The sequence below is a fragment of the Neorhizobium sp. BT27B genome, assembly GCF_050455485.1.
Taxonomy (GTDB): Bacteria; Pseudomonadota; Alphaproteobacteria; order Rhizobiales; family Rhizobiaceae; genus Neorhizobium.
This window is the reverse complement of record NZ_JBCIYT010000002.1, coordinates 389497-407169: the sequence shown is the minus strand read 5'-3', so window position 1 is coordinate 407169 and position 17673 is coordinate 389497. Positions and strand designations below refer to the sequence as shown.

The 17673-nt window shown below is 59.9% G+C and carries 20 protein-coding genes and 1 tRNA gene; 11 read left to right on the top strand and 10 right to left on the bottom strand.

Going from position 1 to position 17673, the window contains the following annotated elements:
• The first annotated feature begins 5 nt into the window (after positions 1 to 5).
• Entirely contained in the window at positions 6 to 1058 is a 1053-nt protein-coding gene (locus AAIH70_RS07400) for a low specificity L-threonine aldolase (protein ID WP_132271547.1), read from the top strand.
• Positions 1059 to 1258: 200 nt separating this feature from the next.
• On the opposite strand, the gene AAIH70_RS07395 is transcribed toward AAIH70_RS07400, so the two are convergent.
• Entirely contained in the window at positions 1259 to 2101 is an 843-nt protein-coding gene (locus tag AAIH70_RS07395; protein ID WP_132271546.1) for a LysR family transcriptional regulator, read from the bottom strand.
• A gap of 98 nt (positions 2102 to 2199) precedes the next feature.
• Between AAIH70_RS07395 and AAIH70_RS07390 the strand changes: the two genes are divergently transcribed.
• Complete coding sequence (locus AAIH70_RS07390) at positions 2200 to 3198, top strand: bile acid:sodium symporter family protein (RefSeq protein ID WP_132271545.1); 999 nt, start codon at positions 2200 to 2202, stop codon at positions 3196 to 3198.
• Positions 3199 to 3234: 36 nt separating this feature from the next.
• On the opposite strand, the gene mazF is transcribed toward AAIH70_RS07390, so the two are convergent.
• From mazF to AAIH70_RS07375, 3 genes are all read right to left on the bottom strand, one after another.
• Complete coding sequence (gene mazF, locus AAIH70_RS07385; RefSeq protein ID WP_132271544.1) at positions 3235 to 3546, bottom strand: endoribonuclease MazF; 312 nt, start codon at positions 3544 to 3546, stop codon at positions 3235 to 3237.
• Positions 3546 to 3788, bottom strand: a complete 243-nt coding sequence (locus AAIH70_RS07380) for an AbrB/MazE/SpoVT family DNA-binding domain-containing protein (RefSeq protein ID WP_132271543.1) — start codon at positions 3786 to 3788, stop codon at positions 3546 to 3548. Before AAIH70_RS07380 ends, mazF begins: the two co-directional genes overlap by 1 nt.
• A gap of 150 nt (positions 3789 to 3938) precedes the next feature.
• Positions 3939 to 4421 carry an Hsp20 family protein gene (locus AAIH70_RS07375; RefSeq protein WP_132271542.1) on the bottom strand — a complete coding sequence of 161 codons (483 nt, stop codon included), beginning with the start codon at positions 4419 to 4421 and terminating at the stop codon, positions 3939 to 3941.
• 390 nt (positions 4422 to 4811) lie between these two features.
• Between AAIH70_RS07375 and AAIH70_RS07370 the strand changes: the two genes are divergently transcribed.
• Positions 4812 to 5966, top strand: coding sequence for a hypothetical protein (locus AAIH70_RS07370; protein WP_245518995.1), 1155 nt, complete (start codon positions 4812 to 4814; stop codon positions 5964 to 5966).
• A gap of 182 nt (positions 5967 to 6148) precedes the next feature.
• On the opposite strand, the gene AAIH70_RS07365 is transcribed toward AAIH70_RS07370, so the two are convergent.
• Genes AAIH70_RS07365 through AAIH70_RS07355 form a run of 3 tightly spaced genes read right to left on the bottom strand, consistent with a single transcriptional unit; the run spans position 6149 to position 8477 of the window.
• A complete protein-coding gene (locus AAIH70_RS07365; protein ID WP_132271541.1) occupies positions 6149 to 7501 on the bottom strand; it encodes a sensor histidine kinase in 1353 nt (450 codons plus the stop codon).
• On the bottom strand, positions 7498 to 8157 hold the full coding sequence (locus AAIH70_RS07360) for a response regulator transcription factor (protein ID WP_430033713.1): 660 nt from the start codon (positions 8155 to 8157) through the stop codon (positions 7498 to 7500). The genes AAIH70_RS07365 and AAIH70_RS07360 overlap by 4 nt, the downstream gene beginning before the upstream one ends.
• A 5-nt stretch (positions 8158 to 8162) precedes the next feature.
• Positions 8163 to 8477, bottom strand: a complete 315-nt coding sequence (locus tag AAIH70_RS07355) for a PepSY domain-containing protein (protein WP_132271539.1) — start codon at positions 8475 to 8477, stop codon at positions 8163 to 8165.
• Positions 8478 to 8609: 132 nt separating this feature from the next.
• Here AAIH70_RS07355 and AAIH70_RS07350 point away from each other — a divergent pair, with 132 nt between their 5' ends.
• Positions 8610 to 8909: a PepSY domain-containing protein gene (locus tag AAIH70_RS07350; protein ID WP_132271538.1), complete on the top strand. Its 300-nt coding sequence runs from the start codon at positions 8610 to 8612 to the stop codon at positions 8907 to 8909.
• 256 nt (positions 8910 to 9165) lie between these two features.
• The gene (locus tag AAIH70_RS07345; RefSeq protein WP_245518993.1) at positions 9166 to 10158 is read left to right on the top strand and encodes an alpha/beta fold hydrolase; all 993 of its coding nucleotides are present in this window, start codon (positions 9166 to 9168) and stop codon (positions 10156 to 10158) included.
• 6 nt (positions 10159 to 10164) lie between these two features.
• On the opposite strand, the gene hisN is transcribed toward AAIH70_RS07345, so the two are convergent.
• Together hisN and AAIH70_RS07335 are read right to left on the bottom strand one after the other, a co-directional pair.
• Positions 10165 to 10938 (bottom strand): histidinol-phosphatase, encoded by a 774-nt coding sequence (gene hisN / locus AAIH70_RS07340; RefSeq protein ID WP_132271535.1) that lies wholly within the window; start codon positions 10936 to 10938, stop codon positions 10165 to 10167.
• A gap of 286 nt (positions 10939 to 11224) precedes the next feature.
• Positions 11225 to 12109: an N-formylglutamate amidohydrolase gene (locus tag AAIH70_RS07335; protein ID WP_132271534.1), complete on the bottom strand. Its 885-nt coding sequence runs from the start codon at positions 12107 to 12109 to the stop codon at positions 11225 to 11227.
• A 201-nt stretch (positions 12110 to 12310) separates the two neighbouring features.
• Here AAIH70_RS07335 and cpdR1 point away from each other — a divergent pair, with 201 nt between their 5' ends.
• Positions 12311 to 12673, top strand: a complete 363-nt coding sequence (cpdR1, locus tag AAIH70_RS07330; RefSeq protein ID WP_112728645.1) for a response regulator CpdR1 — start codon at positions 12311 to 12313, stop codon at positions 12671 to 12673.
• A gap of 102 nt (positions 12674 to 12775) precedes the next feature.
• Positions 12776 to 12850 (top strand) — tRNA-Val (locus AAIH70_RS07325).
• Positions 12851 to 13207: 357 nt separating this feature from the next.
• Here AAIH70_RS07325 and AAIH70_RS07320 read toward each other — a convergent pair.
• The gene (locus AAIH70_RS07320; protein WP_132271533.1) at positions 13208 to 14374 is read right to left on the bottom strand and encodes an acyltransferase family protein; all 1167 of its coding nucleotides are present in this window, start codon (positions 14372 to 14374) and stop codon (positions 13208 to 13210) included.
• A 376-nt stretch (positions 14375 to 14750) separates the two neighbouring features.
• Here AAIH70_RS07320 and AAIH70_RS07315 point away from each other — a divergent pair, with 376 nt between their 5' ends.
• The 4 genes from AAIH70_RS07315 (at position 14751) to AAIH70_RS07300 (ending at position 17673) form a co-directional block, all read left to right on the top strand.
• A complete protein-coding gene (locus AAIH70_RS07315; RefSeq protein ID WP_132271532.1) occupies positions 14751 to 15662 on the top strand; it encodes a LysR family transcriptional regulator in 912 nt (303 codons plus the stop codon).
• A 124-nt stretch (positions 15663 to 15786) separates the two neighbouring features.
• Positions 15787 to 16089: a hypothetical protein gene (locus tag AAIH70_RS07310; RefSeq protein ID WP_132271531.1), complete on the top strand. Its 303-nt coding sequence runs from the start codon at positions 15787 to 15789 to the stop codon at positions 16087 to 16089.
• Positions 16090 to 16241: 152 nt separating this feature from the next.
• Entirely contained in the window at positions 16242 to 16652 is a 411-nt protein-coding gene (locus AAIH70_RS07305; RefSeq protein WP_132271530.1) for a DoxX family protein, read from the top strand.
• A gap of 61 nt (positions 16653 to 16713) precedes the next feature.
• Positions 16714 to 17673: a glutathione S-transferase family protein gene (locus AAIH70_RS07300; protein WP_132271529.1), complete on the top strand. Its 960-nt coding sequence runs from the start codon at positions 16714 to 16716 to the stop codon at positions 17671 to 17673.

Below are 17673 nucleotides of genomic sequence, written 5' to 3'. Positions count from 1 at the left end.
CCTCCATGTTCTTTGCTTCCGACAACTGGGCCGGCGCCCACCCCGCCATCAATGAGCGCCTCTCGAAAGAATCCACCCGCTTTGCCTCAGCCTATGGTTCGAGCGAACTCGACAAGTCGATCGAGGTGCGTTTCAACGAGATCTTCGAGCGCGAGGTCGCGGTGTTTTTCGTGGCGACCGGCACTGCCGCCAATTCGCTGTCGCTGGCCAGCATCGCCCGCCCCGGCGGCCTGACCTTCTGCCATTCGGAAGCACATATCATCGAGGACGAGTGCGGCGCGCCGGACTTCTTTTCCGGCATGCGCATGGTCGCGGTGGAAGGCCCGGATGGCAAGATGCTGCCGGAAAACCTGATCAGCCGTATCGCGCGTTATCCGCAGGACGCCATCCACCACGGCCGCGCCGCCGCCGTTTCGATGACGCAGGCCACCGAAGCCGGCACCGTCTATACGCTCGATGAAATCGACGCGATCGCAAAGATCGCCAAGGACAACGGCCTGCCGCTGCACATGGACGGCGCCCGTTTCGCCAATGCCCTGATGGCGCTCGGCTGCACGCCGGCCGAAATGACCTGGAAACGCGGTGTCGACGTGCTTTCCTTCGGCGGCACCAAGAACGGCTGCTGGTGCGCCGAGGCGATCGTGTTTTTCGATCCCGAACTCGCTAGGGATTTTGCCTTCCTGCGCAAGCGTACCGCCCAGCTGTTTTCCAAATCCCGCTTCATCGCCGCCCAGTTCGATGCCTATCTGAAGGACGACCTGTGGCTGGGTCTTGCCGGCCATGCCAACGACATGGCAAACCGCCTGCGCGCCGGTTTCGGCTCGCTCAACAGCGCCCGCCTCGCCTGGCCGACCCAGGCCAACGAAGTCTTCGCCATCCTGCCGAAATCCTCCGCCAAGGCGGCGCAGGACAAGGGCGCAAAGTTCTACGACTGGCTGGAACCGCGCGACATGCCGGAAAAGGTGGCCGCTGACGAAGTGCTGATCCGCATGGTGACGAGCTTTGCCACGACGGAAGAAGACGTTGACCAGTTCTTGTCTATATGCGCTTCGGCTTGAATAAACGCTAAAGCCACAGCCTTAAGAAAGTCCCCCTCTGGCCTGCCGGCCATCTCCCCCACAAGGGGGGAGAAAACTTGCGGCAAACGCCTACCTCAATTGAGTTTCGACGGAGCGGCCGGGTTAAGCCCCTCCCCCTTGTGGGGAGGGGTTTGGGGCGGGGTCTTTTTTTGCACATTCCATCGCGCAATCCACTCCCCTCACGGCACGATCCGCGCCGTGATCAAACTCGACACCGCCTCCACCAGCGCCGCATCCGCCCCGCGCCGCGGCACCAGCACGAATTCGATATCCTCCAGATCCGGCAAACGTCCCGGCGCGATCTCCCGCAAACCGTCCGGCGCCATGCTGCGCGGCTGCACAAGCACGCCCATACCGGCACGCGCTGCTGCCGTCAGCCCCGCAAGACTGCCGCAGGTACAGACGATCCGCCACGCGATCTTGTTCTGATCCAGCGCCTGCTGCGCCACCTTTCGCGTAATGCTCGGCGGCGGAAAGGCGATCAGCGGCACGGTCTCGACACGCGACAGCACATCCGCATCCCGCGCCAGCCAGACAAGCGGCTCGCGATAAAGCAGACGCCCATGCGTTTCGCCGATATGCCGCTTGGCCAGAACCAGATCGAGTTCGCCGACCTCCTGCATCTGAAACAGCACCCCGCTCAGCGCCACCGTCAGTTCCAGATCGACCCACGGATGCAGCCGGCTGAAATCCTCCAGAATGGCGGTCAGTCGATTGGCGACGACATCTTCCGACACACCCAGCCGCAACCGCCCGCGCAATCGGCTTTCACCGAACAGCGACGCTACCTTGCCGTTGAGATCGAGCATGCCGCGCGCATAACCGAGCAGTGCCTCGCCATCCGCCGTCAGCCGCACCTGATGGGTATCCCGCTGCACCAATTGCCGCCCGAGTGATTTTTCAAGACGCTGGATATGCTGGCTGATCGTTGACTGCCCGATGCCGAGCCGCTCGGCAGCAAGGGTAAAGCTGCCGGCCTGTTGCAGCATCACGAAACTTTCGAGATGATGGAGATTGAGCATCCTTATCCTGCTTCGTGATAACTGTTAATTCTTGCATCGCGGTTCATGATAAGAGAAGACGTCTCCCAACCGAAGTAAAATCAGTTTAAGGACATGCCATGAGCCGCTTCATGCCGGACCGTTTCACGATCATGCTGGTCTGCGCGGTCATCCTCGCCTCCTTCCTGCCGATTTACGGCGAACCCGCCTATTGGTTCGGTATCGCCACTGACATCGCCATCGGCCTGCTGTTCTTCCTGCATGGCGCCCGCCTGTCACGTGAAGTCGTGGTCGGCGGCCTGCTGCACTGGCGCCTGCATCTGACGATTCTGGCGACGACGTTCGTGATCTTCCCGCTTTTGGGTCTTGCCATCGGCTTCCTGCCGGAAAGCATCCTGCCCGCCCCGCTTTACGCCGGCATCCTGTTCCTCTGCGTGCTGCCCTCCACCGTGCAGTCGTCGATCGCGTTTACCTCGATGGCGAACGGCAACGTGCCGGCAGCCATCGTCTCGGCCTCCGGCTCCAACCTGTTTGGCATGTTCCTGACACCGATCCTCGCCAGCCTTGTCATGTCGACGACCGGCGAAGGCGGCGGCATTTCCGCCGATGCCATTGAAAAAATTGCGCTCCAGCTTCTCGCCCCCTTCGTCATCGGCCAGCTTCTGCAGCCCTTCATCGGCAACTGGATCCGGGCGCGCAAAAAGCTGCTGGCGCCGGTCGATCGCGGCGGCATCCTGATGGTTGTCTACCTCGCCTTTTCGACGGCCGTCATCGAAGGCATCTGGCGGACGTTTTCGCTCACCGATATCGCTGCCGTCATCGTCACCGACATGGTTCTGCTCGCCATCGTTCTGGTCATCACCATGTATGGCAGCCGCCTTCTCGGTTTTTCCAAGGAGGACGAGATCGCCATCACCTTCTGCGGCTCGAAAAAGTCGCTGGCATCAGGCGTGCCGATGGCCAACGCCATCTTTGCCGGCCAGTCCTCGATCGGCGCCATCGTCCTGCCGATCATGCTGTTCCACCAGATCCAACTGATGGTCTGCGCCGTGCTGGCGCAGAAATATGCGCAGCGCAAGGTGAAGGTGGAAGACAAGACGGCAACGGCTGCGGCGTAAAGCAAACACGCGGCGGCCCGGTTCACCCGAGCAGCTTTATCGCCTTCGCCCAACCTGTTTTAATGCTGCATCCGATGCCTGGCCTTTGCGCTGGGCATCGCGGCTTTTCCAGTCCAGGCTTTTGACCTGATCTGCGAGAGCAATGCTGTCCTCTCCCAAGACCACCTCGAATGGATAGCCCTTGCGTCTCGTCGTCATGGGACAACACAACATGAGACCGTGGCGATTGTAGCTGGCAGGGCTTAAAACGAGCGCGGGGCGACGGCCGGCCTGCTCATGCCCCATCTGCGGCGAAAAATTCAACCAGACAATGTCACCTGCGTCAGGGACATAACCGGCAGCCGCCATCAGAGCAGCTCGCGACCGACAGGTGCGCCAAAATCGACCTCGTCGTGACGATTGTCTGGCGTGATGCGGGCGATCATCTCATCGAGACTGAGATCACCCTCTCCGACCAATTCGACAATCACGCGACCGTTTTGCGCGCGGACATCAACCTCGGTGTCGACGGAGAGATTGGCCGCTTCCATGATCTCGGCGGGGATCGGGATTGAGGCGCTGTCGCCCATTTTTTTCACGGTCACTCGCATGACGGCCTCTCGTGCCAAACATCACGATCATAGTATGCTGGCCATCAAATCCCGTCAAACCTCACATAAAAACGCCCCCTCCCGGCTGGAAGGGGGCGCATGACGGGCCATCTGACGCGAAGGTCAGGACTGGAGGTCCGGCCTTGGGCGTTAGTTGATCTGCGGCTGGCTGACCTGCGCCTCGATGGTCGTGGGCGTATCGACCGGTTCGGCGGCAATGGCGATCCGGCGCGGTTTCATCGCTTCCGGAATGGAGCGCAGAAGATCGATATGCAGAAGACCGTTCTTCAGCTGCGCGCTCTGCACCTCCACGTGATCGGCAAGCTGGAAGCGGCGCTCGAAGGCGCGCTTGGCGATGCCGCGGTGGAGAAACTCGCTGGTTGAAGCGGCTTCGTCCTCGCTCTTTTCACCCTTGACGTGCAGCACATGCGCACGGGCCTCGATGCTCAGTTCCTTTTCGTCGAAACCGGCAACGGCCATGGTGATGCGATAGGTATTCTCGCCGGTCCGCTCGATATTGTAGGGCGGATAGGTCTGCGCCTGATCGGGCTGGCCAAGGCTGTCCAGCATGGTGAAAAGGCGGTCGAAACCGACGGTGGAACGATAAAGGGGGGAAAAATCGACGTGACGCATGATGTCCTCTCATGAAGCGACGTGTTGCGGTTTTTTAAGCCGGCATCCCGTTCTGGCGATGCCTGACCTCTCGTTGCGGACCCGTCATCGGCGCCCGCAGAACCAAGATGGGAATTGCATTTTCCCGCTTCAAGACCCTTTTTCGGGAATCCCGCATATGCGACCTTTGCGCGAATTTTAGAAATCCATGAAACAGCAAACACGATGCCGGAGAATGCAAAAACGGGCAAAAATAGCCATTTTGTCGCGGCCTGACAGTCTTCAATCCATTCGCTGATTGCCAAAAATCAAATAACCAGTCAGAAAATAAACTATCGTCAAAATTGCAGAAACGGATTGTCCGTATGCCTTCGCCTCGGCCGTTGCTGCGATATCGATAGGAACACCACCATGCATTCCGCTCATCGAGCCGGATGGCTCACGCTCGCCTTACCCCTTCTCGCTGCCGAACCCGCGTCGGCACATGTCAAATGGTTCGCGCCCTATATCGTCGGCGCCCCGCCGCAGCCGATCGGCGCAACACTTGCCAACACATGGTTCTGGGTCGGCATCGCTCTCGTGCTGGTCTTCTTTCTCGCCACCCGCGCCATTGAACGATCCAGCGCCGGCGAAAAAATCTTGCTCGGCATGGACCGCCTGACCGATCCCCTATGGAACCGCCTCGATGATTTCGTGCGCTGCGTGGTCGGCGCCTTTTTCATCGCCATCTTTGCGGTTGGCGGGGTTTATCTGACACCCGACCTGAAAACGCCCTCGGAAATCGTCTCATGGGGTCAGTTGCTGATCGCCCTGCTGATCTTTTTCCGCCGCACCCAGCCGCTGGCTGCCGCCGGTATCATCCTGCTCTGGCTGTTGGCGTTGCGCGATTACGACATCTTTCACCTGCTTGATTATCTCGCACTCGGCGTCGGCGTCGCCGCCTATCTGGTGATGGAGGCGTCTTCCAACGAGGAGATCCGAAAACACCGCTTTCAGGCGCTGCGCTGGGGTGTCGCAATTGCCCTGATGTGGTCGAGCCTCGAAAAATTCGCCTATCCCGACTGGTTCTATCCGCTGGTCGAGGAAAAGCCGTTTCTGACCTTCGGCATGCCGCGCGACGTTTTTATTCCCATGGCTGGCGTCTCCGAATTCACCATGGGGTTTGGCCTGTTGTGGACGCCGCTGGTGCGCCGTCTTTCGGCGGTCGCCCTGTTCGTCATCTTCAACGCCGCCGTTTACCCGTTCGGCCGCATCGACCTGATCGGCCATGCATTGATCATGGCGGTCATCGTGGCAATTGCCGCAGACCACACGCGCGACGTGTTTTTTGTCCCCAATTTCAAGAAATTACTGGCCGGCGTGCCGATCGGCATTGCAGCCGCTCTGGTGATTTTTGCCTCGTCCTATTGGGGCCTGCATATCGCCATCTATGGCCAGGAGGGCAATGTGGCGGCCATCCACCGTACTACCCACAGTCCTGATCCGGACCATCCGCACCCGACCGATGCGGCGGTTGCGGCGCCGGTGGTGCCGCATGATGGCGGCGGTGCGGAGCATAAGCATTGAGGCTTGCTCCCAACGATCTCCCCCCTTGAGGGGGAGATGTCACGATAGTGACAGAGGGGGGTGAACAACGGTGTGGCAAGTGGTGGGAAAGCGGCCATTTGCGCCAGCATTACCCCCCTCTGCCCTGCCGGGCATCTCCCCCTCAAGGGGGGAGATCGGCTGAACGGCAACCGCTACAATCGCTATTCGGCAGCCCCAAACCCCACCGAGACCATCAAGCCACTGCCCTGCCGGTTTTCGATCGACAATGTCAGCCCGTAAACCTCGCAGATTTCCTTGACGATCGACAGGCCAAAGCCGGTGCCGGGTGTCTGGCTGTCCAGCCGCACACCGCGCTCGGTCATGCTGCGGATCTTGTCGGGGTCCACACCCGGCCCGTCATCGGCCACCACCAGCCGACCCTGTTTCCAGCCGATACAGACTTCACCCGAGGCCCATTTGACGGCGTTTTCGGTGAGATTGCCGATCAGTTCGCGCAGGTCATGCGCATCGAGCGGCACGTGTGAGGGTTCACCGATCTCGACAGTCCATTGCAGAGCCTCGCCCTTCGGCGTGCGCTGCAGCGTTTTCACCACCTGTCCGACGATTTTTTCGATATCCGCATCGGTCTGGCGCATGTCGGCATTGGCAACGATACGGCTGCGCGCCAGCTCATGCTCCACATGCCCGCGCATCATCTGTACCAGATGCTCGATTTCATCGGCAATCTCGCCCTCACCCCGCTCGCGCAAGGTCAGCGCATCGTTGGAGAGCACGGTCAGCGGCGTCTTCAGCCCGTGTGCCAGATCACCGGCGCGCGCCCGCGCCCTGGCAAGCGACTGCGCCTGCGATTCCAGTAACCGGTTGACGGCCGCCTCCACCGGCACAAATTCCGCCGGCAGCGCGCCTTCCAGCCTGCCGCTGCGGCGCTCGCGAATGCGGTCCAGCCCCTTGGTGAGGTCCGCCAGCGGTTTGAGGCCAAAGATCACCTGCACTAGCGACGCGCCGATCAGGAACGCCGCAAGACCTGCCAGATAAGGCAGAATATCCAGCGCAAACCCGCGGCTCGCCTCATCCAGTGCACGGGTGTCCGATGCGACGGAAATCTGCACCGGCTTCAGGCCCGCCGGCGCGCTCACCATGATCTGCCGCTCCAGCACGATCAGCCGGGTGCCCTCAGGCCCATCGGCCTCGTACCGGTGCACGGCGCCATCATCGGGCAAATCGTCCGGGCTCGACAGGCTGGTGTCCCACAGCGATTCCGAACGGAACTGCGCTGACGTCGCGGCATCACCGATCTGCCAGTAAAGCCCGCCATAGGCCTGCGCAAACCGCCGGTCCATCAGGCTGAACGGATGTTCGATTTTTCCATCGATACCAAGCCGGATCGAGCCGGCAATTGTGTTGATATGGCCCTTCAATTCCTCTTCCAGCCGCCGTTCCAGACTGGCGGAAAACATCGAGGTCATGAACAGGGCGGCAAGCGCCAGTGCCGAGGGAACGGCAACCAAGGACACCAGAAGAAAACGGACGCGAATCGACAGCGGCCGCTTCATGCAGCACCGATCCGGTAACCGTAACCGCGGCGGGTGGTGATCAGCTCCTTGCCGAATTTCTTGCGCAACCGCCCGATCAGCACTTCCACCGAATTGCTCTCGCGCTCAAAATCCTGAGCGTAAAGCTGTTCGGTCAGTTCCAGCTGCGAGACATGCCGTTCGGCATTGGCCATCAGATAATGCAGGCAACGATATTCGAGCGGCGTCAGGTCTGCCGGTTCGCCATCCAGCGACACGGTGCGGCTGCGTGGATCGATCTTCATGCGGCCGGCGGACAGGACAGGACTGGCCTTGCCCTGCGAACGGCGGATGATCGCCCGCAGCCGCGCCAAAAGCTCCGGCATCTGAAACGGTTTTGCGAGATAGTCGTCGGCGCCGGCATCGATCCCCTCGACACGCTCTTCCCAGTTGCCGCGGGCGGTGAGGATCAGCACCGGCAATTCGCGCTCGGCGGCGCGCCAGCGTTTCAGCACGGAAAGCCCGTCCATGCTCGGCAGGCCGAGATCGAGCACGACGGCGGCAAATTCCTCGCTGTCACCGCGATACCAGCCACTTTCGCCGTCACTTTCGTGTTCCACGAGATAACCCGCACGTGACAGGTGGTGCGTGACATCGCGGGCGATCAGCGGGTCGTCTTCAACAAGCAGAATGCGCATGGGCCTCAATCGTCATCATCATCGTCGACATCGAGAATGCGGCCATCCCTGGCATCCATCTCGATTTCATAAAGCCGGCCATTCGCCTGCAGCACCTTGAATTCGTAGATGAAACGATCGTCATCCTCATCAAGTTCGACGCGGATGATATCGCCCGGATAGGAGGCGCGCAGCTTTTCCTGCAGCACCGACAGCGGCAGCACATCGCCGCGCTTCACCGCATCACGCAGCTTGTCGAGATCGCGCGCAAGACCTGCCGCCGGTGCCGTGAACAACAGCGCAGAAACCAGCGACATTTTTATAAGGACATGGTGTGACATGGCGGCGAAACTATCATTTCCAAACTGAAATTTCGCTGACAGCTGCCGTCAGTTATCGATCAGTGGCCGTCACTTAGGGTGGCTTCATCGGCAGGGCAATGGTGCCCGCCACATCCGGGAAGGAAACCACCCATGAAGAAACTCGTCCTCGCCGCCACCATTGCCGCCACCACGCTGACCGCCCTTGCGCCGCTTTCCATCGCCCATGCCGATGACCGCGACGATCGCCGTTGCGGCAATATCCAGCTCGACAAGTGGATGAGCGAAGCCCAGATGCGCGACCGCGCCACCGGCCTTGGCATCGAAGTCCGCGAAGTGGAAATCGACGACGGCTGCTACGAAGTTTCCGGCCGCAACAAGGATGGCCGCCGCATCGAGGTGAAATTCAACCCGGAAACCGGCGAACAGGTCTCGATCGACAGCGACGATTGATTGCCACGCTTTCGGTTGCAAAGTCCCCCTCTGGCCTGCCGGCCATCTCCCCCACAAGGGGGGAGAAAACTTGTGGCAACCACCTGCCCCAATTGAGCCACAGCGGATCGGCCGGGTTAAGCCCCTCCCCCTTGTGGGGAGGGGTTTGGGGCGGGGTCTTTTTCGCATGCAATCCCCTTCCCGCGCGCGAAGAAGAAGCCCCAGCTCCCCCACTTTCCCCTTGACCCGAAAAACATTCCGCCTATCGCTTGTCTGCATGAGCGAAGCAGAAACCCCGCCCTTCGAAATCCTCCGGTCGACGCCTGACAACCCGGTGCCGCCCAACCATTTTGCCGGCTTTTTCACCGGATATCGCGGTGCAAAACTGCGCTACGCCGTGTTCCGCTCCGACATTTCGCCGGCGCGCGGCACCATCGTTCTGTTGCATGGCCGCAGCGAATCCATCGAGAAATATTACGAGACGATCCGCGATTTCAACGCCATGGGCCTGTGGGTGGCGACCTATGACCTGCGTGGACAGGGTGGTTCCGACCGGCTGCTGAAAAAGCCGAAAAAGGGCCATCTGCGCCGCTTTTCCGATTATGAGCGCGATCTCGATCTGTTTCTCGAACAGATCGTGCTGCCCGATGCCCGTCTGCCGTTTTTCCTCGTCGCACATTCCACCGGTTCGCTAATCGCGCTTGCCGCTGCACCTTATCTGGCCAACCGCATCGATCGCATGGCGCTGGCCGCCCCGTTCGTGGGCCTCACCGGACAGGCATTTTCCGAAGGGTTGATCCGTCTCATCGCAGGCTCATTGACGGCCATCGGCCTCGGCCAGCTGTCAGCCGGAACCGATCAGAACCGCCGCCCCTTTTCCGGTAATCCGCTGACATCCGATCCAAAACGGTTTGCCCGCAATGGTGCGATCGGCAAGGAATATCCGGAACTGGAAATCGGCCCGCCGACCATGCGCTGGCTGAAGGAAACGCTGAAGGCCGGACGCCGCATCGCGTCACAGGCGCATCTGACCAACATCACCATTCCGACGCTGATCCTTGCGCCGATGCGCGACGGCATCGTGCCCTATGGCGCCCAAGAGGAACTGGCCCGCAATTTCCGCGCCGGCCAGTTGGTCAACATCATCGGCGGACGCCACGAACTGTTCAGCGAGGCCGATATCTACCGCGCCCAGGCGCTGGCGGCGATCGAAGCCTTCATCCCCGGCAGCGACGCGACAGCGCTCGTCTCCGACGACGCAGCCGCCTGAAGCGGCTCAACGGCCAAGCAGCGCCCGCGCCTCGTCATACACGGCGCGGCTGCCGGCGGCGATGATATTGCCGCCCTCTTCCGGCCGGCCGCCATCCCAGGTGGTGATGATGCCGCCCGCCTGCTCGATCAGCGGGATCAGCGCGCCGACATCATAAGGCTTGAGGTTGTTTTCGACGACGAGATCGATATGGCCGCCGGCCAGCAGCGTATAGGCGTAACAATCGGTGCCGTAGCGGAACAGCCGCACCTTTTCCTCGACGGCTTTATAGGCGGCGAGATCAGCTCCCTCAAAGATATGCGGCGAGGTGGTGAACAGGATCGCATCGGCCAACCGACCGCAATCGCGCGTACGGATTTCATGCTCACCATCCGGGCCGCGATACCACGACTTTTCGCCATCGGCGAAATAACGTTCGCCGGTAAACGGCTGGTCCATCATGCCCATGGTCGCCCGCCCGTTGGAGCGAAAACCGATCAGCGTGCCCCAGACGGGCACGCCGGAAATGAAGGCGCGCGTCCCGTCGATCGGATCGATCACCCAGACATGCTCGCGGTCGAGCCCGATATTTTCGTGCTCCTCGCCCAGAATGCCGTGCTCGGGGAATTCTTCCGTGATCAGCGCCCGGATCGCCGTCTCGGCGGCGCGGTCGCCTTCCGTGACAGGATCGAACCCGCCGGCCAGCTTGTTGGTGACCGAAGTGCCGGTGCGAAAGCGCGGCAGCGTCTCGGCCTTGGCCGCATCGGCCAGCCTGTCGAAAAACGAACGATCTGGAAGCATGGTCCCCCCGAAAATTTGCGTGCGGCACCATAGACCACAGATTTCCGCCAAGGCCAATCGGGGCCGCCACTTTCAGCAAATGCCCATTATTTAGCCAATTTAAAAATATGCTTGACGATTGTGCAGTGCGGGAGTAAATTCAACCTCGCAGTCTTCGGACTGTAATACCCTCCTTGGGTGTTTCCTCCCTAGACTTGACCGCGCCTCGAGCGCGGTTTTTTTTGGCCGCAGAAAGCCGCCCTCCCCGAATGGAAGCCGGCAAAAATTTCGCAATGCCGTGGAAGGATTATTCGGCAGCCAACGCCGAATCAGGACCGAACTCGGCGGCATAATCCGCCATCGACCCCATGAATTCGGTGAGCGCGCGGGCCAGATCATCGAAATCCGGGCGCTTGCGCAGCGTCACTTCATCGATATAGAGCGCGCGATTGATCTCGATCTGCAACGCATGCAGACCGCGCACCGGCCGGCCGTAATGTTCGGTGATGAAGCCGCCCGCATAAGGCTTGTTGCGCACGGCGGTAAAACCGAGCCCTTCGAGGAAATACATCGCAGCGCGCGAAAGCTCGGCAGCAGCGCTGGTGCCGTAACGATCGCCGATGATGAAATCCGGACGGATATCGGAACCCGAAAGGCGGATATTGCCGGGCATGGAATGGCAATCGATCAGCACCGACATGCCAAAACTCGCATGGGTGCGGGCAATCAGCCGGCGCAGGCAGGCATGATAAGGCTTGTAGATCGTCTCGACGCGCGAAAGCCCCTCCTCGACACTCAGCCGCCGGCGATAGATTTCCATGTTTTCGGCCACGATGCGCGGAATGGTGCCAAGCCCGCCGGCCACCCGCATCGAACCGATATTGACGTAAGGCGGAAGCGCGCCATCGAACATGCGCGGATCAAGTTCGTAAGGCTCGCGGTTCACATCGAGATAGGCGCGCGGGAAATGCGCGAGCAGGAGCGGCGCCCCCAGATTTGGCGCATGCGCAAACAACTCGTCGACATAATGATCTTCGGAGCGACGAATACCCATCTCATCGAGGCGCGACTCACTAAGGAACTGGGCGGGGTAATGCCGGCCGCTATGGGGTGAATTGAAGACAAAAGGGATGGTCTGCGACGTCGGCTCCCTCACCTCGAATAGGTCGATCTCGCCCGTCACCCCGTCCATCCGCCTTTTAAGATGCCGCCTTTACCATAAAGGTAACTTGTTCGTAACGTCATGTTGCCAGTTGCCTGCAGCGAAGTCCATACTATGTACAGTCCCACCAATGGCATCCTGCTTGGCTTCACCGGTTCTTTACCGCGATTTGACTAATGTAGGACGAAGAGCCTAATTTTAAACACGACCCACTGACGGTTTTCCAAGACGATGCAAAAAATCCTTCTCGCTGAAGACGATAACGACATGCGCCGCTTCCTTGTGAAGGCGCTCGAAAAGGCCGGCTATAAAGTGTCGTCCTTCGACAACGGCGCCAGCGCCTACGACCGCCTGCGCGAAGAGCCCTTCTCGCTGCTGCTGACGGATATCGTCATGCCCGAGATGGACGGCATCGAACTGGCCCGCCGCGCCACCGAACTCGACCCGGATCTGAAGGTAATGTTCATCACCGGTTTTGCCGCTGTTGCGCTGAACGCAGATTCGAAGGCTCCGAAGGACGCAAAAGTGCTGTCCAAACCCTTCCACCTGCGTGACCTTGTGGAAGAAGTGAACAAGATGCTGGACGCCGCATAAGGCGAAAAGCTTGTGTCATAAGGGGTTTGAAAAAACTTCAAAAAATCGACACAAAACCGATTGACGGCGGCAAAGCCATATGGTTTATGCCGCCTCACGGAAGGGCGTGTAGCTCAGCGGGAGAGCACTACGTTGACATCGTAGGGGTCACAGGTTCAATCCCTGTCACGCCCACCATCCAGTTTTAAGCAAGGCCCTGTTTACGCAGGGCCTTTTTCTTTTCCGGGACCCGACCAACATAGCGACACGCAGGTTCTTTGAACTGTTGCCCTGTGTCGGCCCATGCGACGTTCACCGTCCTCAGCCCAAGCGCAAAAAAGGCCCGCAGCCTAGTCAGGGCGGCGGGCACAGACTGGATATGCGTGAAGTCTAAAGTATAGTGTGAATGTTTGTGGAGTGGAGACCTTGACTGCCATTTTCGCACGTTCGTCCTCATGGAAACACGCAGCGACATCCGCACACGACCCGGCCGGCGCCGCGCGCATATCCGCCGCGCGGGAGGTCAACTGCGCGACGAGATCAGCCCGCAACCATTCAATAAGGTGCGTGGACGATAAAACCGCCGTAAAACAGCACAAGTCCGCAGGCAATCGCAAGCCAGTTCGTCGCAAACAGGATACGTCCAAGCTGAGCCCGCGTCACCGCAGCCAGCCTCTCGCGGTTCTGCATCACCGGATATTCGATGGCGACATAGGTCAGGTGCGCAAGCAGCACCGTTGCCGGAATACCCCAAAGCCCCGCCACCAGCGGCGACAGCCCCGCCTTGGCCGAAAGGCCATACCAGATCGGAAAATGCCAGAGATAGGCGCCGTAGGATATGACGCCGAAATAGATCAGGATACGGTTGGACAGGACCCGCGTCAGCACATCCCGGTTGTCGCGAAAGCGCGCGTGACAGACGAGGATCAGCGCCAGCACGCTGACGACCAGCCCCGCAACGGCCGTATAGGACACCAGACACACCATGCCGAAATAGGCGAGAAGCGCGGCCAGCGCCATCCACGAGGGAAGCCGGACCTGCGGAAACACCGCAAGGCAGCAGCCCATGAAAAGCGCCGGACTGCGGGAATGCGCACCATTGTACAAATGCCCCTCGCTTGCCCCGATGCGGATCAGGAACATCAAGAGCAGCAACGAGCCCGTTGTGACCAGAAGCGTCGCCAAAACCTGCCTGTGGCGCCGGGTGGCGTAATAAAGAAGCGGCGGCCAGAGAAGATAGAACTGCTCCTCGACGGACAGGGACCAGCTATGCGCCATGAAATTCGGCCAACCGGGCGTCGGAAAGGCGCGCGTCCAGTTGGCCGTATAGAACAGCGCATTGGCCGTATTCAGCACGGCCCCCCATGTGCTCAGCCATGAGGACGGCAACAGAAACAGGCAGGCGCAGACAAGCACGAGCGGCGGCACCAGACGCGCGAACCTGTTCCAGTAGAAGGTGGAAAGAGGAGTGCCGCGCTCGGCGTAACCGATGATGATTTTCGAGATCAGATAACCGCTCAGGACGAAAAAGACATCGACGCCATAACCGCCGGCAACGGAAAAACCGGGCGCGCCGAAATGCCCGAGAATGACGGATATGACCGCAATGCCACGCAACCCGTCGAGACCGGCAACGTAACCGCTGACGGATATTGCCTTGCCGCCGGCCGGGCCGTAAATCTGCTGAACACCGGGCACAATGCTTGACGGGACAGAGGCCATGAACGTCCTTTCGCCAAAGTTGCAAAACTTTGGCGTTGATTTTCCAGATGAGGGTATGCACGTCGGCGGGAAGCCCGGCGGATTTCGCTGTTCTGCGGCAGACCGCTCAATTCAAAGGCCTGCCGGTCCATGCTGCATCGGCAGATGAGCCAGGCGATCGGTTCGAAGATCAAGGAACCCGTCTTATCCCGATGGATAAATCAGATACCGTCTCGTTTTAGCTCAACTTGCGGATGTCAATTAACAAGAACATCGCGGAAAATTCAACCCCCGCACTTAAAAAACACCCGCATGAATTGAATAATAAACGCCTTTTGCATGCGAATGGGGCATCCCTGCCCCTGGAAGCGTCCGAAAAGAATACGGAGACTGGAAAATGAATCGGCTCGAATGTGATCGGATGTTCGTCGCCGTGGCCGAAAGCGGCAGTTTTGCCGCCGCCGCCGCGAAGCTGGGCGCCAGTACCGGACAGGCATCGAAACTGGTGTCGCGGCTGGAAGCGGAACTCGGCGTGCAATTGCTGTCGCGCACCACCCGCGCTCTGTCTTTGACCGAAGCCGGCCGCGGTTATCTGGAGGGCATCAAGCCGCTGCTGGACGATTATCAGGCGCTGGACACCGTCACGCGCCATGCTTCCGGCGCACCTTCGGGACGATTGAGGATCAGCGCGCCGATCACCTTCGGCACCGCACAGCTGGCACCTATCTTAATAGAATTTGCCAAACAATACAGCGATATACAGCTGGATGTTAATTTTTCTGATCGAAACGTTAATCTGGTGGATGAAGGTTTTGATGCAGCCATCCGCGTCGGCCGGCCGATGGATAGCAGCCTCATCGCGCGAAAACTCTGCGACAGCCGCGTCGTGGTAGCCGCCTCCCCCGCTTACCTTGCTGCGCGCGGCACGCCCAAAACGCCGGCCGAGCTGGAAGGCCATGACTGCGTCATCGACACCAATTTTCGCGAACCGTTTCGCTGGCAGTTCGCCCACCCCGATGGCGGCACCGAAACCGTGGTGATGAAGGGGCGGCTGCAATTCTCAAATGCAGAAGCCTGCCTTGCCGCCACGCTTGCGGGTTTCGGCATCGCCCGTCTGCCGAGTTTTATCGCCGGCCCCTGCCTGCGGGATGGCCGGCTGACCTTGCTTCTATCGGAGCGCGGTTACGACGATTTCGGCATCTATGCGCTTTATCCACCGGGGCGACATCTGGCCTTGAAAGTGAGGGTGCTGGTGGATTTTTTGAGTGCAGCATTCCGGGGGCGGCCGGATTGGGACAAGGGGTGGTAGGGTACAGAACGGTGCGGGTCATCGAGCGGGCGACCACTATCGGCCTGATGCGGACTTTTGGTTGCCTCTGGTGCTGTGCCTGTTATGGACTCTCTGACCAAACTTCACTGCTGACCGACTGCCAATGAACGAACCTCATAACACGACAATCATTCAGACTATCATCGACGCTCTTGAGCAACTGGAACGAGATGACGATGTCATCCTTTTGGGGGCATCACCTCGAAAGGCCGCTGAAAAAATCGCCGTGGGGCTGAGATCAGTCGTGCCAAATCCTGGCCTCACTCCAGAGGAAATGCACGGTTTGCGACTGCTGATCCTACATGCAATCTCCAGCAAGTCTTTTTTTGACTGGGAGATGCCGACGCTTACGGGATTTACTGCTGCGCAGTTTCAAGAAATTGCAGAAAAGCTTCCTCGAGAATGACTGCGAATGGCGCAATAGCGCCCTCCAACCGTTTACGCCCACCATTCCTTCCAAATCAGAAACAATTATTCTCATCTTAACCGGATAATCGGCCGCACGGAAACGGTGCATAAGCGCAGCATTATTGCTCTTAGCCCCAAGGTTTTGCACCCATGATCGACGCCCGCACGGCCCCTTACGCTGCCCTCATTCTCCGCCTCAGCCTCGGCATCCTGTTTCTGGCCCATGCCGGCCTGAAGATCTTTGTGTTCACCCCCGCCGGCACTGCCGGTTTCTTTTCCTCGCTCGGTCTGCCGGGCTGGCTGGCCTATGTCACCATCGCCTGGGAACTGGTCGGCGCGCTGGCGCTCATCCTCGGCGTTCTGCCGCGCCTGGCCGCCATTGCCCTGATCCCGATCCTGCTCGGTGCGATCTTCACCGTTCACGGCGCAGCCGGTTTCTTCTTCAACAACCCGAATGGCGGCTGGGAATTCCCGGCGTTCTGGATCATCGGCCTGATCGCGCTGGCCCTGATCGGCGACGGTGCTTACGCCCTGCGCCCGACCCCGGTCGGCAAGCGCTAAAAATCCGGATGGCAGGGAATCCTGTGATACCCTGCCATCTACCGCAGACAGGAAGACAAAAATGCTCGTAGATGGAAAATGGACGGCCGAATGGCATCCGGTTCAGGCAACCGATGCCAAGGGCGGTTTTGTGCGGCAGGTCTCCGGCTTTCGTCATTGGGTCACGCCCCATGGCTCCGCCGGCCCGACCGGTGACGCCGGTTTCAAGGCCGAGGCTGGCCGTTACCACCTTTATGTCGCGCTGATCTGCCCCTGGGCGTCGCGCACGCTGATCGGCCGCAAGCTGAAGAAGCTGGAAGACGTCATTTCCGTTTCCGTCGTCGAGCCAAAACTGTCGCACGAAGGCTGGCAGTTCGGCAGCTATCCCGGCGCAGACTTGGACACGCTGAATGGCGCCACCTACATGCATGAAATCTACACGAAGGCCGACCCGCATTATACCGGCCGCGCCACCGTGCCTGTCCTCTGGGACAAACAGAAGAAGACCATCGTCAACAACGAATCCGCAGACATCCTGAAAATGCTCAACAGCGGTTTTGGCGATCTGGCGGATGACACGATCGATCTTTACCCCGCCGATATCGCCGCGCAAATCGACGCGCTGGCCGAGGCCTTTTACCCAAAACTGAACAACGGCGTTTACCGCGCCGGTTTCGCCACCACGCAAGGCGCCTATGAAGAAGCCTTCGCCGATGTCTTCTCCATGCTTGACACGCTGGAGACACGGCTGGCAGACGGCAGACAATTCCTGTTCGGCGACCGGGTGACGGCAGCCGATGTGCGCCTGTTCGTGACGCTGATCCGCTTCGATGCCGCCTATCACGGCATCTTCAAATGCAATCTGCGCCGCATCGCCGATTATGCAGCCCTGCAGGCCTATATGCTGCGTGTCCTGTCGCTGCCGGGCGTGCGCGAAACGGTCGATATCGACCATATCAAGCAGGGCTATTATTCGATCAAGGCGCTCAACCCGAACGGCATCGTGCCGGTGGGCCCTGATCTGCCGGGCGTGACGGATTGA

What these genes read in the sequence shown, in the direction of transcription:
- AAIH70_RS07400 (WP_132271547.1), top strand. Translation starts at nt 6, where the DNA reads ATGTTCTTTGCTTCCGACAACTGGGCCGGCGCCCACCCCGCCATCAAT.
- AAIH70_RS07395 (WP_132271546.1), bottom strand. Translation starts at nt 2,101, where the DNA reads ATGCTCAATCTCCATCATCTCGAAAGTTTCGTGATGCTGCAACAGGCC.
- AAIH70_RS07390 (WP_132271545.1), top strand. Translation starts at nt 2,200, where the DNA reads ATGAGCCGCTTCATGCCGGACCGTTTCACGATCATGCTGGTCTGCGCG.
- mazF (WP_132271544.1), bottom strand. Translation starts at nt 3,546, where the DNA reads ATGGCGGCTGCCGGTTATGTCCCTGACGCAGGTGACATTGTCTGGTTG.
- AAIH70_RS07380 (WP_132271543.1), bottom strand. Translation starts at nt 3,788, where the DNA reads ATGCGAGTGACCGTGAAAAAAATGGGCGACAGCGCCTCAATCCCGATC.
- AAIH70_RS07375 (WP_132271542.1), bottom strand. Translation starts at nt 4,421, where the DNA reads ATGCGTCACGTCGATTTTTCCCCCCTTTATCGTTCCACCGTCGGTTTC.
- AAIH70_RS07370 (WP_245518995.1), top strand. Translation starts at nt 4,812, where the DNA reads ATGCATTCCGCTCATCGAGCCGGATGGCTCACGCTCGCCTTACCCCTT.
- AAIH70_RS07365 (WP_132271541.1), bottom strand. Translation starts at nt 7,501, where the DNA reads ATGAAGCGGCCGCTGTCGATTCGCGTCCGTTTTCTTCTGGTGTCCTTG.
- AAIH70_RS07360 (WP_430033713.1), bottom strand. Translation starts at nt 8,157, where the DNA reads ATGCGCATTCTGCTTGTTGAAGACGACCCGCTGATCGCCCGCGATGTC.
- AAIH70_RS07355 (WP_132271539.1), bottom strand. Translation starts at nt 8,477, where the DNA reads ATGTCACACCATGTCCTTATAAAAATGTCGCTGGTTTCTGCGCTGTTG.
- AAIH70_RS07350 (WP_132271538.1), top strand. Translation starts at nt 8,610, where the DNA reads ATGAAGAAACTCGTCCTCGCCGCCACCATTGCCGCCACCACGCTGACC.
- AAIH70_RS07345 (WP_245518993.1), top strand. Translation starts at nt 9,166, where the DNA reads ATGAGCGAAGCAGAAACCCCGCCCTTCGAAATCCTCCGGTCGACGCCT.
- hisN (WP_132271535.1), bottom strand. Translation starts at nt 10,938, where the DNA reads ATGCTTCCAGATCGTTCGTTTTTCGACAGGCTGGCCGATGCGGCCAAG.
- AAIH70_RS07335 (WP_132271534.1), bottom strand. Translation starts at nt 12,109, where the DNA reads ATGGACGGGGTGACGGGCGAGATCGACCTATTCGAGGTGAGGGAGCCG.
- cpdR1 (WP_112728645.1), top strand. Translation starts at nt 12,311, where the DNA reads ATGCAAAAAATCCTTCTCGCTGAAGACGATAACGACATGCGCCGCTTC.
- AAIH70_RS07320 (WP_132271533.1), bottom strand. Translation starts at nt 14,374, where the DNA reads ATGGCCTCTGTCCCGTCAAGCATTGTGCCCGGTGTTCAGCAGATTTAC.
- AAIH70_RS07315 (WP_132271532.1), top strand. Translation starts at nt 14,751, where the DNA reads ATGAATCGGCTCGAATGTGATCGGATGTTCGTCGCCGTGGCCGAAAGC.
- AAIH70_RS07310 (WP_132271531.1), top strand. Translation starts at nt 15,787, where the DNA reads ATGAACGAACCTCATAACACGACAATCATTCAGACTATCATCGACGCT.
- AAIH70_RS07305 (WP_132271530.1), top strand. Translation starts at nt 16,242, where the DNA reads ATGATCGACGCCCGCACGGCCCCTTACGCTGCCCTCATTCTCCGCCTC.
- AAIH70_RS07300 (WP_132271529.1), top strand. Translation starts at nt 16,714, where the DNA reads ATGCTCGTAGATGGAAAATGGACGGCCGAATGGCATCCGGTTCAGGCA.